General features: G+C 64.2%; 14 protein-coding genes and 1 tRNA gene. 7 read left to right on the top strand and 8 right to left on the bottom strand.

The window, feature by feature from the left end; translation table 11 throughout:
* Nucleotides 1–215 precede the first annotated feature (215 nt).
* Nucleotides 216–1,712 (bottom strand): sensor domain-containing diguanylate cyclase, encoded by a 1,497-nt coding sequence (locus AB6M95_RS17695; RefSeq protein WP_371388074.1) that lies wholly within the window; start codon nucleotides 1,710–1,712, stop codon nucleotides 216–218.
* A 248-nt stretch (nucleotides 1,713–1,960) separates the two neighbouring features.
* Between AB6M95_RS17695 and AB6M95_RS17690 the strand changes: the two genes are divergently transcribed.
* From AB6M95_RS17690 to AB6M95_RS17675, 4 genes are all read left to right on the top strand, one after another.
* On the top strand, nucleotides 1,961–3,583 hold the full coding sequence (locus AB6M95_RS17690) for a glycosyltransferase family 4 protein (RefSeq protein ID WP_371388073.1): 1,623 nt from the start codon (nucleotides 1,961–1,963) through the stop codon (nucleotides 3,581–3,583).
* Between the two features lie 33 nt (nucleotides 3,584–3,616).
* The gene (locus tag AB6M95_RS17685; protein WP_371388072.1) at nucleotides 3,617–4,045 is read left to right on the top strand and encodes a 4Fe-4S binding protein; all 429 of its coding nucleotides are present in this window, start codon (nucleotides 3,617–3,619) and stop codon (nucleotides 4,043–4,045) included.
* The gene (locus AB6M95_RS17680) at nucleotides 4,038–5,798 is read left to right on the top strand and encodes an aldehyde ferredoxin oxidoreductase N-terminal domain-containing protein (RefSeq protein ID WP_371388071.1); all 1,761 of its coding nucleotides are present in this window, start codon (nucleotides 4,038–4,040) and stop codon (nucleotides 5,796–5,798) included. Before AB6M95_RS17685 ends, AB6M95_RS17680 begins: the two co-directional genes overlap by 8 nt.
* A gap of 90 nt (nucleotides 5,799–5,888) precedes the next feature.
* Nucleotides 5,889–5,964 (top strand) — tRNA-Phe (locus AB6M95_RS17675).
* A gap of 74 nt (nucleotides 5,965–6,038) precedes the next feature.
* On the opposite strand, the gene AB6M95_RS17670 is transcribed toward AB6M95_RS17675, so the two are convergent.
* Nucleotides 6,039–6,413, bottom strand: a complete 375-nt coding sequence (locus AB6M95_RS17670) for a winged helix-turn-helix transcriptional regulator (protein WP_371388070.1) — start codon at nucleotides 6,411–6,413, stop codon at nucleotides 6,039–6,041.
* 136 nt (nucleotides 6,414–6,549) lie between these two features.
* Between AB6M95_RS17670 and AB6M95_RS17665 the strand changes: the two genes are divergently transcribed.
* Nucleotides 6,550–7,161: an NAD(P)-dependent oxidoreductase gene (locus AB6M95_RS17665; protein ID WP_371388069.1), complete on the top strand. Its 612-nt coding sequence runs from the start codon at nucleotides 6,550–6,552 to the stop codon at nucleotides 7,159–7,161.
* A gap of 143 nt (nucleotides 7,162–7,304) precedes the next feature.
* Here AB6M95_RS17665 and AB6M95_RS17660 read toward each other — a convergent pair whose 3' ends face one another.
* The 6 genes from AB6M95_RS17660 to AB6M95_RS17635 all read right to left on the bottom strand — a co-directional run bounded on the left by AB6M95_RS17660 (nucleotide 7,305) and on the right by AB6M95_RS17635 (nucleotide 13,048).
* The gene (locus tag AB6M95_RS17660; RefSeq protein ID WP_371388068.1) at nucleotides 7,305–8,000 is read right to left on the bottom strand and encodes an AbrB family transcriptional regulator; all 696 of its coding nucleotides are present in this window, start codon (nucleotides 7,998–8,000) and stop codon (nucleotides 7,305–7,307) included.
* Nucleotides 8,001–8,136: 136 nt separating this feature from the next.
* The gene (locus AB6M95_RS17655) at nucleotides 8,137–9,435 is read right to left on the bottom strand and encodes an inorganic phosphate transporter (RefSeq protein WP_371388067.1); all 1,299 of its coding nucleotides are present in this window, start codon (nucleotides 9,433–9,435) and stop codon (nucleotides 8,137–8,139) included.
* Nucleotides 9,436–9,448: 13 nt separating this feature from the next.
* Complete coding sequence (locus AB6M95_RS17650; RefSeq protein ID WP_371388066.1) at nucleotides 9,449–10,099, bottom strand: DUF47 domain-containing protein; 651 nt, start codon at nucleotides 10,097–10,099, stop codon at nucleotides 9,449–9,451.
* Nucleotides 10,100–10,260: 161 nt separating this feature from the next.
* Nucleotides 10,261–11,838, bottom strand: coding sequence for an SLC13 family permease (locus AB6M95_RS17645; RefSeq protein WP_371388065.1), 1,578 nt, complete (start codon nucleotides 11,836–11,838; stop codon nucleotides 10,261–10,263).
* 88 nt (nucleotides 11,839–11,926) lie between these two features.
* Complete coding sequence (locus AB6M95_RS17640) at nucleotides 11,927–12,562, bottom strand: hypothetical protein (protein ID WP_371388064.1); 636 nt, start codon at nucleotides 12,560–12,562, stop codon at nucleotides 11,927–11,929.
* Nucleotides 12,563–12,583: 21 nt separating this feature from the next.
* Entirely contained in the window at nucleotides 12,584–13,048 is a 465-nt protein-coding gene (locus tag AB6M95_RS17635) for a CYTH domain-containing protein (protein ID WP_371388063.1), read from the bottom strand.
* 120 nt (nucleotides 13,049–13,168) lie between these two features.
* Between AB6M95_RS17635 and AB6M95_RS17630 the strand changes: the two genes are divergently transcribed.
* A complete protein-coding gene (locus AB6M95_RS17630; protein ID WP_371388062.1) occupies nucleotides 13,169–14,098 on the top strand; it encodes a LysR family transcriptional regulator in 930 nt (309 codons plus the stop codon).
* Nucleotides 14,099–14,269: 171 nt separating this feature from the next.
* The gene (locus AB6M95_RS17625) at nucleotides 14,270–15,055 is read left to right on the top strand and encodes a hypothetical protein (protein ID WP_371388061.1); all 786 of its coding nucleotides are present in this window, start codon (nucleotides 14,270–14,272) and stop codon (nucleotides 15,053–15,055) included.
* The last annotated feature ends 127 nt before the right edge of the window (nucleotides 15,056–15,182 follow it).

Below are 15,182 nucleotides of genomic sequence, written 5' to 3'. Positions count from 1 at the left end.
TGCCAAGCTACTCCCACCCGCACGCGTAACAGCCCGTCACCCCGCTTCCGCACGCCCCTGCCGCAGGCACACAAAAAGTTTGGGAGGGTCCAGGGAACCTTTTCCCAAAAGGTTCCCTGGCGGGGTCTGGGGCAGCGCCCCAGCCGCCGGAGGCGCAACAAAAAAGCCCCGCCGGGAGTGACTCCGGGCGGGGCTTTTTTGTTGGCGTTGACGCGCTATTGCATGGCGTTGTGTGCGGGCCTGGATTTTTGTCCGGAGACCACGACCATGTTCCGGCCGTTGTTCTTGGCCTGGTAGAGGGCCTTGTCGGCCTTGAGCACGAGGTCGTCGTCGCTGGCGGCCAGGGAGCCGCCTTCCACAGAGGCGATGCCGATGGAGGCGGTCACGGAGAAGTCCTGGCCGTCGAAATGGAAGGCGCAGTTTTCGATGGCGGTGCGCACGCGTTCGGCGAGTTTCCAGGCGGACTCTTCGCTGGTGTGGGGCAGCAGGACGACGAACTCCTCACCGCCGTAGCGGGCGGCGAGGTCGGTGGTACGAAACACGGTGGACAGGATTTCGCCGACCTTGCGCAGGACGAGATCGCCGGCCTTGTGCCCGTAGGTGTCGTTGACGGATTTGAAGTGGTCAAGGTCGACCATGAGCAGGGAGAGGTCGTGATGATACCGTGATCTACGCTTGATCTCGTAGACCAGGCGCTCGTCGAAGGAGCGACGGTTGTAGAGCTTGGTCAGGCCGTCGCGGTCGGCGCGGAGCTTGACCTCCTTGAAGGCCAGGGCGTTGCGCAGGGCCAGGCCCACGTGGTTGACGGCGGAACGCAGGGTTTCGACCTGATCCCGGCCCAGCCGATAGCCGGGTTCGCAGAGCAGCGCCAGACAGCCGAAGGTCTGGTGTCCGGCGGTGAGCGGCATGGTCACGAGCTTGCCCTGGTCCGGGGCATGGGAATATTCGGACCTGCGCACGGGGTCGGTGTAGGAGACCTGGAAGCCGTTGACCGCGCCCGCGCCCATGGAGCTGGCCGAGGCCATGATCTGTTCGATCCAGTCGGACTCCACGGCCGGGGGCATCTTGCCGTTGAGGATGATTTCCACTTCGGCGGCGTTGTCCGAGCCGGTGTTCCAGAAGGCGGCGTGCAGCACCTTGACGGGCAGGACAAGGCCCAGGGAGTTCTTGGCGTTGGCCAGGATGGTCGAGGCGTCCAGGCTTTCGGTGGCCGAGGCGAGCAGCTTGTTCAGGAACATGAGCTGGTCGGTCTTGCGGGCCAGCAGTTCGCGCTCGAGCATGATCTCTTCGGTCATCCGGTAGATGTCGGAATAGAGGCTCTTGACCTCCTTGGCGCGGAACATGACGTCCTGGATCTTGGGCCGGGTCAGGGGCAGGCCCACCACGGTCAGGAACCCTTCGGCCAGGACCTGGTCCATCTCGAGTTCCGAGTCGCCGTCCTGGATGAGGATGCGATGGGTCTCGTCCCGGTCGCGGTATTCCTGTCTGCGGGATTCGGGGAACCCGCACCAGACCGACCAGGGAATCCAGGCGGCCGAGGGTTTCTCCTCCTGCTCCAGTTCGCGGGTGACGGGCAAGGCGCCCTCGGGAAAATTGCGGACGTGAAAACCGGGGCCAACGCCCTCTTCGATCTGGCGCACCATGGTTTCGCTGAGGCCGAGGCCCCACATCAACTCGGGCCGCCGGCCTCGTTTCATGGACTGTCTAGGCATTCTGCATCGTACTCCTTTACGACGTCAAAATTTTGGCGAACCGTTCCGCCACGCATGGAATTGAGCAAAATCGGGGCCACCCGGTGTTACGGACGGGAGAGGATGGGCAAAAGGAACGACAGGGAACTGATATGGCAGGGGAAAATAGTATGGAAACAGGCTGAGACCGGGGCCGGGGCGGCACAATCTGCCCCCTGCCGGAGTGCCCGACCATTGACAAACGGGCCGGGAACGGTCTTTACCTAGGCATGACAGGAATAAAACGCATCTGGGGGACGCTGGATCCCTTTTTCGAGGGCGGCCCCGTCCTGGGCCGGACCGTGGCCAACGTGGGCTTCCTGGACGCCCTGCTCAGGGCCGACCCGTTCGACGAATACCATTTCTTCCTGCCCGATCGACGGGCCCTGGACCCGCTGCGGCAGCACCTGGAACGGACCGCGCCAGGCTTGCTGGAGGGGGAGCGCGTCCGGCTCATGCTCCGGGAGGCATTGCCCGGACGGCTGGCCGACACGGACTACCACTGCTTCCACCTGTCGGACTGCATCACCAGCCAACCGTTTCTTTCGCGCATGCGCAACCAATTGAGCGAACGCATCTTTCCGGTCACCGGGCCGATCCACTCCCTGAGCTACGCGGGCTATCCCAAGGCGTTTCTGCAGCACCTGTGGCCCGGCGCCACCCGGCGCGACGCCATCGTCTGCACCTCGGCCGCGGGCCGACGCGCGGTGGAGGGATTCTTCAGGCAACTGCGCGCGGGGTTCGGCCTCGCTGCGGCCACCCATCCCGGCCCGAGGCTCGAACGCATCCCCCTGGCCGTGGACGCGGACGCCTATGCGCCCGCCGGGGAGCGGGAGGACGGCCCGACGCGCATCCTGGTCTTCGGCCGCATCTCCCACCATTCGAAAATGGATTTGGTGCCGCTCGTCCGCGCCCTGCACCGGCTGGTCCAGGACGGGCTCGACCCGCACGCCGTGGAGCTGGTCCTGGCGGGCTGGGCCGAACAGGAAACGCACGTCCTGGACACTCTGACCCACCTGGCGGCCAACGCGGGCATCCCCATGAGCGTGGTCCTGCGGCCGGGCGAGGCGCGCAAGCGGGAGCTGTTCCAAAAGGCGGACGTGTTTGTGTCCATCGCGGACAACCCGCAGGAGACCTTCGGCATCACCCTGGTCGAGGCCGGGGCCTTCGGCCTGCCCGTGGTGGCCTCGGATTACGACGGCTACCGGGACATCGTGGCCCACGGCGAGACGGGGCTGCTGGTGCCGACCATGGGGCCCGCCGAGACCCCGGACGTGGACCTGACCGCGCCGCTGAATTTCGACAACCACTACCACCTCTCCCTGGCCCAGGCCACGGCCGTGGACATCCCGGCCCTGGCCGAGGCGCTCGGGCGGCTCATCCGCAACCCGGAGCTGCGCGCGGCCATGGGCGCGGCCGGACGCGACCGGGTGCGCCGCCTGTTCCACTGGCCGGTGGTCATCGGGCAGTATACGGCCCTGTGGGACGCGCTGTGGGAAGAGCCGGTCGAGGCCGGGCCGCTGCGCGATCTGGCGCATCCCCTGGCCCCGGAATACGGGCGCATCTTCGGCCACTACCCGGCCCGGACCCTTGACGATCCGGTGAAACTGACCGTGGGCCGCACGGGCGAAGCATTTTACCGAAACCGTGATTTCCCCAATCTGTACGCGGGGCTGAAGGACGCCATCGACCCCGAGGCGGTCCGGCGGCTGGCCTTTTTCGCCCGCAACCCGGTTGACAGCGCCACCCTGATACGCAAGGTTTCGGACGTGGCGCCCCACCTGAATGTCACCCAGATCAAAAATCATATCCTGTGGGCGCTCAAGCAGGATATCCTGCAAACCACGGAATGATTCCAACCCGGCGTTCACAACCCGGAGGCATATATGAAAGCTCTCAGAGCAGCCCGCATGGAGCGATGTATCGGCTGCCATTCCTGTTCGCTGGCCTGCGCGAGACAGGTCCACAAGGTCCTTTCCTGGAACAAGGCGGGCATCCGCATCTCGTCGGCGGGCGGCCTGTCCACGGGCTTCGAGGCGCGCGTCTGCCTGGCCTGCCACCCGGCCCCCTGCGCCGAGGCCTGCCCCACGGGCTCGTTGTCCCAGCGCCGTGACGGCGGCGTGATCCAGAAGCGGAACCTGTGCATCCGCTGCGGCAAATGCGCCCTGGCCTGCCCGGTGGACGCCATCTTCCTGGACCACCTGGTCAACCCGTACGTGTGCATCCACTGCGGCCAGTGCGTGCCCTACTGCCCGCACGACTGCCTGGAACTGGTGGACCTGCCGTCCAAGGAAAAGGAGGAAGCCAATGATTAGAGACTTCTTCCGCGTCATGGTGGTCAACCTGACCACGGGCAAGACCCATCTCAAGGAGATTCCCGGCCAGGGCGAGTACCTGGGCGGCGCCGGCCTGGCCGCGCACCTGTTCCGGGAGTTCGGGCACATCGACCGCGACTGGGACGACCCCGAGCAGCCCCTGATCTTCGCCATCGGCCCGCTGACCGGGTATTTCCCGCTCATGAGCAAGACCTGCTGCGCCTTCCGCTCGCCCTACCACAACCAGTACACCGAGAGCTACGCGGGCGGGAAATCCGCCCTGTCCCTGCGCTTCGCCGACCTGGACGCCCTGGTGGTGACCGGCAAGGCCAAGCGGCTGACCGCCATCTGCGTGGGCTCGCGCCTGGTGGACATCCGCGACGTGGAGTACATGCGCGGCTTCGACGCCATCCAGACCGGCCGCGTGCTGCGCAAGATCTTCCCGGGCTCGGGCCGCCGCTCGATCATGCGCATCGGCCCGGCGGGCGAAAACCTGTCGGCCTACGCCTGCATCAACGTGGACACCTTCCGTCATTTCGGACGCATGGGCGGCGGCGCGGTCATGGGGGCCAAGAACCTCAAGGCCATCTGCGTGCTCGGCGACCGGGGCTTCGACCTGCCCGAGGGCAAGGCCTACCCCAAGCTGTACAAGCACATCTTCGAGCAGCTGACCACCACCGAGATGATGGCCAAGTACCACGGCCTGGGCACGGCGGTGAACATCAACCCGCTCAACGCGCTGCAAAGCCTGCCCTGGAAGAACCTGCAGCAGACCTCAAGCCCCGAGGCGGAGAACATCTCGGGCGAGACCTTCGCCGACGACACCCTGCTACGCAACGCGGCCTGCGCGGGCTGCCCGGTGGGCTGCATCCACGTGGGCTTCGTGCGCGAACAGTTCCAGACCAACAACCAGTATCTTTACCGGCAGGTGGGCTACGACTACGAGCCCATCTTCTCCTGCGGCGGCATGCTCGAGGTGACCGAGGCCACCGAGGTCCTGCGCATCCTCGACGTCATCGAGAAGGAGGGGCTGGACTGCATGTCCACGGGCGTGGCCCTGGCCTGGGCCACCGAGGCCCTGGAGCGCGGGGCCATCTCCGAGAAGGAGACCCTGGTCCCGCTCAAGTGGGGCGACGCCGAGACCTACATGCAGGCCGTGGAGCACCTCGGCCGCCCGGACAACGACTTCTACCGGCTGCTGGCCCAGGGAACCATGAAGTGCGCCAAGGCCTACGGCGGCGAGGACTACGCCTGCGTGCTCGGCCAGGAGATGGCCGGCTACGCCACGGGCGAGGTCTTTTTCGTGGCCGAGGGGCTGGGCTTCCGCCATTCGCACCTGGACTCCGGCGGCTACGCCTACGACCAGAAGCACGACGAGAAGGACGTGGACAAGGCCCTGAACTTTCTGCTCCAGGACGGCCGGGAGCGGATCGTGCTCAACTGCATGGTCGGCTGCCTGTTCTCGCGCGGGGTGTACAAGGAGGAGCTGTTGGCCGAGGCGCTGGAGTCCGTGGGCTACGGCGAGCTGAACGGGTCCGTGGACGACATCGGCAAACGCGTCCAGCGCATGCGCTGGCGGCTGCGCCTCCAGATGGGCTACCGCCCGGACGAGGTGGTCATCCCCAAGCGGTACACCGAGGTCACCACCTGGAAGGGCCCCGTGGACGTGAACTACATGGACGCCCTGCGCCGGGCCTACGCGGCCGCGATCATGGAAATGGGCGCCCCCACCGAGGAAGAATCCGGGGAATGACCCCCTGCCCACGACCAAAAAATCGCCATCTTGAAAAAAGGGGTTGCCAACCGCCGTCCATTTCGGTAAACCCCAACTTCTCGACCGGTTGCTCGGGTAGCTCAGTCGGTAGAGCAGGGGACTGAAAATCCCCGTGTCGGCAGTTCAATTCTGTCCCCGAGCACCATCTGGAAAACAAGCCCTTGCGAAGAGTTCTTCGCAAGGGCTTTTTCCTTTTTCGGCCGGGGGGGGAGCGGTCGGTTATCTATTCGAGTTGGCGAGTTGGTACTGTTGTCTGGCAAGGACGATGTCCTGATGGTTCGTGTTCGCCCAGATGATGAGCCCGGCCATGGGTTCGAGGAAGGATTTTCCGATGTCGGTCAGTTCGTATTCCACCCGCAGCGGGACTTCCGGGAAGAGCGTGCGCTTTATGAAGCCGTCCTTTTCCAGCCGCTTGAGCGTCTTGGACAGCATCTGCTTGGAGATGTCCCCGACGTTCCGGACAAGCTCGTTGAACCGCAGGGTGCCCTCGGACAGCGAATGGAGAACGAGCAGGCTCCATTTGTCGCCGATGCGGTCGAGTACATCCCGTATGGGGCATGGTTGTTCAAAAGATATCGACTGGTTGTCTGTCATGGCCAATTCCTGTGAGGGTGTGCAGGTCAGTCGGCATTGACCTGGTCATTGTGTTTTGACTTATTGTCAGAAATTCCCGGCTCGGCTATGGTCTAAAATAAATACCACGTCTCAAAAATATACCCTGGAGGCTATTATGGCAACTGTCGCACTCATCGGCGCATCCGGTAACGTAGGAACCAGAATCCTGAAGGAATTGACGTCCCGCAATCATATTGTGACGGGAATAGCCCGTCATCCCGAAAAAATCGCGCGGCTCGACGGCGTCACCCCGCTGGAAGGCGACGTCCATGACGAGAAAGGTCTTGCCGCCCTTTTGCAAGGACATGACGCCGTGATCAGTGCGGTACGGTTTATCGACACCGATCCCGAGGTTCTTGTCCGGGCCGTCAGGGATGCCGGTGTAAAACGGTATCTCGTCGTCGGCGGGGCCGGAAGCCTTGAAGTCGCTCCAGGGAAAAGATTGGTAGACCAACCCGACTTCCCGGAGGAGTACAAGCAGGAGGCTTCAAGCGGTGCGGATTTCCTGGACTACCTGAAATCGGTCAGCGATCTCGACTGGACCTTCCTCTCCCCTTCGGCCCTGTTCGTCCCCGGCGAGCGGACCGGCACGTTCAGGCTAGGCAAGGATCAGCTCTTGAGCAATGAAGCGGGCTCGAGCATCTCTTTCGAGGACTTCGCCATCGCCCTGGTGGATGAACTGGAAGCGCCCGCACATATTCGGGAGCGATTTACCGTCGGCTATTGATGTGCCCCCCGTGTCGGCGGCTCGATTCCGTCCGGCACCGCTTCGAATGACAAAGGCCCTGCGAGCAATCCCAGGGCCTTTTTTTGCGCATTCGGCGGTTGCGGCGTGGCCGCAACCCGTTTTTTGTCGGCAGCTCGCGGGGGCTAGAGGAACATGCGGCTGATGCGCATGATCGCCGGTGCGAGGAGGATGACCAGGATGACCCGGGTGATGTGGAAGGTCAGGACCAGGAAGATGTCCACGTTCAGGCCCCCGGCCATGCCGGTCATGGCGGTCATGGCCCCGGGGCTGGTGCTGATGAAGGCCGTGCCCGGGTCGATGCCCCAGAACTTGGTGAAGACCACGGCCATGACGCTGCCCAGGAAGATCAGCAGCAGGGCCGAGATCAGGATGGGCACCGCGTAGTGTCTGAGCTGCTGGAGCATGTCCATGGAGAAGCGCGAGCCCACCGTGGCCCCGACCACGATCTGGATGAAGAGCGACCACTGCCTGGGCAGGGCCAGGGGAGCGGCCAGGCACAGTTTCAGGACGATGACGCCGAGCATGGCGCCGATGATGACGCTGCCGGGCAGGTTCAGGCGGCTGGCGAGCAGTCCGCCCGCGAGCGCCGCCCCCATGATCAGGACGAGATGGGTAAGCTGTTGCATCGTGTCACACCGATGGGCGGTGGCCTGTCCGCCGGTTGTTGTCGCCTCCCGGCCGTGGTCGCCGGGGGCAAGGGCCGGTTGCTGTCGAGGACGCCGCGTCCGGCCGCCGGTCGAACCACGGCGCCGACGCGGGCAGGGGACGACCTGTAGTCCCGCCGCACCGCGTTGGCAACCGTCTTTTCCGGCCCGCAAATGCGCGCGGCTCGGCCTCCGCCATGCGCAGCAGCGGCCCGGGAAGGCCGCCCTGCCCCGGCCAGGGACGGCAGGGCCAGGGATGCGGCCAGGACCAGGGCCAGAAACACGGCTCCGGTCAGGTGCGGGTTGCGGCTCACGGCCTCGCCCCCCGCGTCCCGCCAGCGGCCTCCGCGCCCCGGAGCGCTTTGGCCGCCGGTGCGTCGCGCAGCCTGGCGGTCTCCAGGATCCGCCGCAGGTCGGCCTCGGGGTACTTCCGGACCTGGTCCAGCCCGTCCTTGAACTCCTGCGCGTTGGCGAAGGTCTGCCCGAGCAGGGCGTCCAGCCCGGCCACGTCCACCGCCGGGGCCAGCTGCGTCACCTCGGCCTCGGTCAGCCGGTAGCGCTCCGGGCGGTAGGTCTGCTGCATGAACACGTTCTGCAGAAAGAACAGGGAGACGAAGCAGATGCCCGCCGCCAGGACCGGAGTCACCGCCCAGCTGCTGCATATGGCTCCCACCGTGCGCCAGCGGATGGAGCGGCCGCCCTTGAGCAGGCCGATGCCGACCACCGCGCCCACGATGGCCTGGGAGCTGGACACGGGCACCAGCGGGATGGCGGGCAGCCCCAGGGAGACGAAGGCGTCGCTCAGCCCCTGGGAGGAGAAGATGGTCAGGACCAGGGAGTGGGAGACGACCACAATGAAGGCGGCCACGGGCGAGAGCTTCATGATCCCCCCGCCGCCCACGGTCATGATGACCTTCCTGGAATAGGTGAACACGCCCACGGCGATGGCCAGGCCGCCGAGGAAGAAGAGCTGCTGCGCCGCGCTCAGGGTGACCAGGCCGAAGAGGTTGATATCCGCGAAGTTGGAGATGGGCACGAACACGCCCATGACCGTGGAGATGTTGTTGGCCCCCAAGGCGTAGGAGCCGAAGATTCCGGCCAGGAGCAGCCCCAGGCGGGTCAGGTGGTCCTGGGTGAGCATGTGCGGCTTGGTCCAGCGCAGCAGCCTGCGGCACAGGACGTACAGGAGCATGGAGAAGAGCGCCGCCAGGATGGGGCAGAAGACCCAGGTGGACAGGATGCGCGTCAGGGCCCCGTAGTCGATGAGCGACCCGGAAAAGAGGTTCCAGCCCACGATGGAGCCGACGATGGTCTGGGAGGTGGAGGCCGGGTAGCTCGCCTTGGTCATGGCGAACATGGTCACGGCCGAGGCCAGGGCGACCATGAAGGCCCCGGCCATGGCGTTGATGGAGCCCAGCTTGCCCAGGGTCTCCGAGGCCCCGCTGCCGCTGATGACCGAACCGAGGATGACGAACACGCTGCACCAGATGGCCGCGGTGCGGAAACGGATCATCCGGGTGCCCACGGCCGTGCCGAAGACGTTGGACATGTTGTTCGCGCCCAGGGACCAGCCCAGGAATATGCCGCTCGAGAAGAAGATGGAGGTCATGCCCGGCGCCCCCCTACAGCGAGCGTTTGATGACGTAGATGGCCAGCTTGTCGGCCACGTCCTCGGCCACGTCCGCGATCTTGTCCAGGCTGCGCGAGTAGTCGCGCAGCTGCATCTTGTGGCTCAGGCGCAGGGAGCCGTCGCGGAAGATGTCCCGTTGCAGCCGGGAGACGATCTTGTCGCATTCGGTCTCCCAGAACGAGACCTTGTGCATGTGGTTGGTGATGGTGGACAGGTCCTTGAAGAAGGCCCGGGCCGAGAGGACGATGGCCTCGGCGGTCTTGACCACGTTGTCGCTCAGCTCGAGGATGCCCGCGTGGAAGGGCTCGGGGATCTCCGGGCACTCGATCTCGATGCGCCACAGCGCGCCCTTGAACCCGCCCAGCAGGTAATCCAGGCTTTCGAGCAGTTCGAGCACGTCGCCGCGCGACTCGGGGATGAGGGTCTTGGAGTACAGGGCCGTCTCGATGGTCCGGCGCAGCTCGTCGCCCCGGTGCTCCTTGAGGGTGATGTCGGCCAGCTTGACCTCGAACCCTTCGGCGTCGCCCGTCAGGTAGGCCTCGGTGCCCGACTTGAAGATCAGCCCCGCCTCGCTGATCTGGTTCAGGAATTCGTCGATCTGTCTTTCTATCTTGATGCTGGAACGGAGGATGTTGATGCCCATGATGCTGATCCTGGAAGTTGGAAGGTTCTGGCGGCGGCCGATCACGCCCGGCCGGGCCTCGGCCGGGGAAAAGGGTCACGGCTCCGGGTGCGGAGCCGCGGACTGACAAGGGGGTCCGGCGCGGGGAGCGGGGTGTCTCCCCCCGCGCCGGGAAGGGGGCACTACCAGAGCTTGCTGTCGAATCCCATCAGGGGCATGACGTATTGCGCCCAGGGGATCAGACACAGCAGCACGGCGGTCTGCATCGCGATGCCGTATTTGAAGGACTCGAAGCTGGAGTAGTGGTTGGCGAGGTAACAGATGGTCGCCGGTTTGCTGTTGAAGTAGAGGACGTAGACCTGGTTGATCAGAAAAGCCATGGGCAGGGCAAAGCCGAGCACGTCCCAGCCGAAGTTCTGCGCGATGCCTATGATGATCGGGAAGAAGATCATGGTCCGCGCGGTCTTGCTCTGGCTGAGGATGGACGAGTAGTTGAACAGTACGGCGATGACCAGGAAGATCACGAGCTTGTTGGGGTCGCCGTTGAGGCCCATGGCGTCGAACAGGTTGTTGATGCCGATGCCGACGATGTTGGTGGCTTTGATGCCGCCGCCCAGGACATAGGCGCCGAAGCTGAACATGAGCAGGTGCCAGGGGATGTCGGTGCTGTTCCAGTCGATGACGCCGATCTTGGGCAGGCCGGAGAAGGACGGCAGCAGGCAGATGCCCGCGCCGGTCAGGGCCACGGCCGTGGCGCTCAGCCCGTGCAGCTTGTCCGTGGCCCAGAAGCCCAGGACCAGGAGGAAGATGACTGCGGCCTTGATCTCGTCCACGCTGACCGGACCCATGCGGTCCAGTTCGCCCTTGAGCCGGTCCAGGCCGCCTTCGATGGTCGGGTGGTTCTCCTCGCCCCGCACCGGGAAGACGAACTTCACGCCCAGGTACCAGCCCAGGGCGAGGACGATCAGGGCCAGGGGAGCCAGGGCCACGAACCAGTCCATGTAGAAGATCTGCGCGCCCGCGCCCGCCAGCATGCTGGCGGCCACCAGGTTGGCGGCGGAACCGGTCATGTAGGCGCTGCACGAGACGTTGATGCCGAGCAGGTTCTGCAGGACCAGGTTGCGCCCGAAGTTGTTGCGCGAATCCCCGCCTGTGGCCCCGTAGATGGCGCTGATGACCATGAAGATGGGCATGAGCAGCGCGGCCTTGGCGGCGGTGGCGTTGATGAACGCGCCGAGCACGAGGTTGAGCAGCAGGAAGGTCCAGAAGACCGGCGTGGCGTGGTGCCCCGCCCTGAGGATGAACTTCAGGGCCAGCCGTTTGGCCAGGCCCGTGGCCACGAGCATGCTGGCCAGGATGAAGCTGGCCACGTTGAGGATCATGACCGGATGGCCGAAGAAGGCGTAGGCGGCCTTTTCCTTGAGGATGCCGCCGAAGACCACGGCGATGATCAGGAAAATGGAGGTCAGGTAGTTGGGGATGGCTTCCGATATCCAGAGGATGATGGACGCGCCGAAGATACCGAGCATGGTATAGCAGCTGGCGGCCGGCACCTTGGTCTGGGCGGCAAAGGATTCGATTTCGAGGAACTGGAAATGGAACAGGCAGAAGAACAGCACGGCCAGCGGGACGCCGACCTTCTTGACCATCTCCATGATCGGCCCGGCGGGAAGCGTGGGCAGCTTCTCCAGCGTGTAGTTGCGCATGTCCAGGGGATCAAAAGAGACACTGTCTTGAACCGTGAGTTTGGGGGCAGTCATGTCAATCTCCTTCCATCATCGGCGCCCGGGGCCCTCACCGGCCCCGGGCGGTATCTTTCGCACTGCGCCGGGAGCGCCGGCTTGCTGTCTAGACCATTCCGATGACGCTCTTTGCGGCTTTGAGGTAGTTTCTGTTCTCGAAGGAACCGATTTCCAGCGCTTCGATGGCCTTGGTCATGCCTGCGTAGTCCTCGCTTTCGCAGCAGGCGGTCTCCAGGACGGCCCCGTTGAACTCGATGACGCCGTATTCGCAGATGATCTTGTCCACGGAGAAGCCGAAACGCTTCTTGTACACGGTCACTGCGGCCAGGGCGGGGTGCGCATCCACCACGGCGATGAAGTCGTCGAGGGTGTACTCGTCCTTGTCGAGCTCCACCTGAGCCTTCATGTTCTCGAGGATGGTGGCGACCTCCGCCTTGCCGACGGGGAACTGGAACTTGCCGCGCGGCTGGAAAATCTCGTAGCCGTTCTCGGTCTCACCCACTTTGGTCTTGATGTCGAGCAGTCCGTCGCGGACCTTGACGTTGGCTTCGTTGGTGTAGGCGGACAGGAAGTAGGTCTCGCGGCTCTCGCGGACCTTGAAGAGCTTGGCCTGCGCCTTCCACATGGATTTCTTCACGATATCGAGGATGCCCTGGCCGAAGACGCGGAATTCGGCTCTAGGTACGATCTTGGAGGCCTCTTCGGCGGAGGTGGCCGTGTTGGCGCTGTAAACGTCTGTCATGCTGTTCTCCGGATGGTGCGGTTACCAGGTGGTGTAGGGGTTGGCGACGAGGTTGGAGTTGAAGTAGCGGGGGTCCCCGGTCACTTCCTCTCCCACCCAGGCGGGCTTCTCGAAGGCCTGATCCTCGCTCTTGAGCTCGATCTCGGCGACCACGAGGCCCCGGTTCACGCCGAAGAACTCGTCGACCTCCCAGGTGAACCCGCCGAATTCGATCTTGTAGCGGGCCTTCTCGATGATCGGTTTCTCGGCCAGGTTGTCGAGCATCTCGGTGCACTCGGCGTGGGGGATCTCGTATTCGTATTCCACGCGGGTGGCCCCGGTGGTGATGCCCTTGATGGTCAGAAAGCCCTTGTCGTCGATGGTCCGGACGCGGACCGTGCGTTCCTTGGCGCTGTTCAGGTAGCCCTGGCGATAATGGGTGCCCTTGGCCAACTCGCGCCAATCGTCGCCGACCAGCAGGAACTTGCGTTCGATTTCTTTAGCCATTGATTTCTCCAGTAATAGTTTTCCGAATAGGTTTTGGATTCGCAACGATGGACTTTTTTTACGACTGTCTTTACGATTAAAACAAATAATATCTAAGCATAATTGATATGACTTGAAGTTATGAATGAAACCTCACTGAAAGTATTCATGGCCGTGTGCGAAACCGGCAGCTTCACTAAGGCGGCCAGCGAGTTGTTCATCACCCAGCCTGCGGTCAGCCGCCACGTGCAGGCGCTGGAGCACCGCTACGGGGTGGACCTGTTCGAGCGCCGGGGGCGGAGCATCGAGCTGACGCCCAACGGCGAGATCCTGCGGGCCAAGGCGCGGGAGCTGTTCGCCCTGCACGCCGAGGTGGAGGCGCTGTTCGACGACATCGTCGAACTGCGGCGCGGCAAGATCACCATCGCCGCCTCGGCGACCATCGCCACCTACCTGCTGCCCCCGGCCATCGCGGCCTTCCGCGAGCAGTTCCCGGGCGTGACCATCGAGCAGCTCTCGGGCAACACCCACGAGGTCAAGCAGATGGTCGGCAACGGCGATGCGGATATCGGCTTCGGCGGCGGCGCGGGCGTGGACAGCCGCCAGCTCATCCGCGCCCTGGTGCACCGGGAGCGGCTGGTCATCGTCACCCGCACCGACAGCGAGATCTGCAAAATAAAGGAGATCACCCCCGAGGACATGCTGGGCTACCAGTTCGTCTGGCGCGAAAAAGGGACCCAGATCCGGCTCTACGTGCGCGAACTGTTCAAGAACACGCCCATGCAGGAGCCGGGCGTGGTCGTCAGCCGGGTGGCCACGGCCAAACGCTTCGCCCAGGTGGAGGGCTACCTGACGGCCCTGCCCTACTCGGCCGTCAAACGGGAGGTGGAGGACGGCAGGCTCGCCACTCTGAACGTCAAGGGCTTCGACTTCACCATGGATTTCAATGCCTTCGTCAGCGCCTCCCACCGCCTGGGCACGGCGGGCCAGGCCTTCCTGCAACACCTCCTCAACCGCGCCGACTTCAACGAAGCCCGCTCCCTCAAGAAACTCCTCAACCTCGGCGAATAGCCCGGCCGGCCGCCCCGGAGGACAAGAAACAGCCCTCTCCGCGACCGGCGGCCGCAGACCCGCACGGATGCATTGAAACAATTTTCCATTTATGCTTAATATTCCTTAAGAACGGTATTGTGCCGGGCGGGATCGTGAACAACCGAGGGGAGAACCGGGAGGAGCATCGTTATGCGCAAAATCGTCCTTCTACTCTGTCTTGTCCTGGCCATGCCGACGGCCGCCCTGGCCGCGTCGGACATCGTCGCCACCTACAAGTACACCGACGGGACCATGGTCACGCTCTGCACCCGCGATGCGCAGCACGTGCGCATGGACACCTCGCCCACGGCCTACACCCTGCTGTCCAACGGCAAGGTCTATTCCGTGAACTGCGACTCCGGCCAGTGCCAGGTCTACGACCTCGGGGCCATGACCTCGGGCATGGCCGGCGGCCTGACCTCCATGTTCGGCGGCGGGTCCGAGCCCGACTACGAGGTGCGCTACGAAAAGACCGGCAAGACCGAATCCATCGCCGGATACAAGGGCACGGTCTACAACACCGTGGTCTTCGAGGACGGCAAGGTCGTGCGCCGCGACGAGATGGTCCTGTCCACCCATTCCAACATCAAGAAGATCACCGACGCCTGGATGGCCATGGCCGACGCCCTGACCCAGTCCATGGGCCAATCCTTCCAGGACTCCCTCAACGAGGCCAAGAAGATGGGCTACGGCGGCATCCTCCGCTACGGCAACGAGATGCGCCTGGCCAAGCTGTCCGTGCGCAACCTCGACGACGCCTACTACAAGCTCCCGGCCAACGCCCAACAGGCCCGAATGCAACAGCCCGCACAACAAGAGGACAACGACATGGGCCTGGGCGACGACGCCAAGGAAATCGGCGCCGATGCCAAGGAAACCACCAAGGACGAAATCAAGGGCAGCATCCGCAACGCCATCGGCGACCTTTTCAATTAGCCCTCCGGCCGTCTGCGATAAAAACCCGCCCCGCAAAGCGTCTTCGCGGGGCGGGTTTTTTTCGCCTCCGGCGGCCGGGGGAAGGGGAGAAGGAAACCCTTTGAAAAGGGTTTTCCTTCTCCCCTTC

This window comes from Pseudodesulfovibrio karagichevae, from assembly GCF_041414475.1.
Classification (GTDB): Bacteria; Desulfobacterota; Desulfovibrionia; order Desulfovibrionales; family Desulfovibrionaceae; genus Pseudodesulfovibrio; species Pseudodesulfovibrio karagichevae.
Note: the sequence above shows the minus strand (reverse complement) of the source record. Positions and strands in the feature narration are given on the sequence as shown.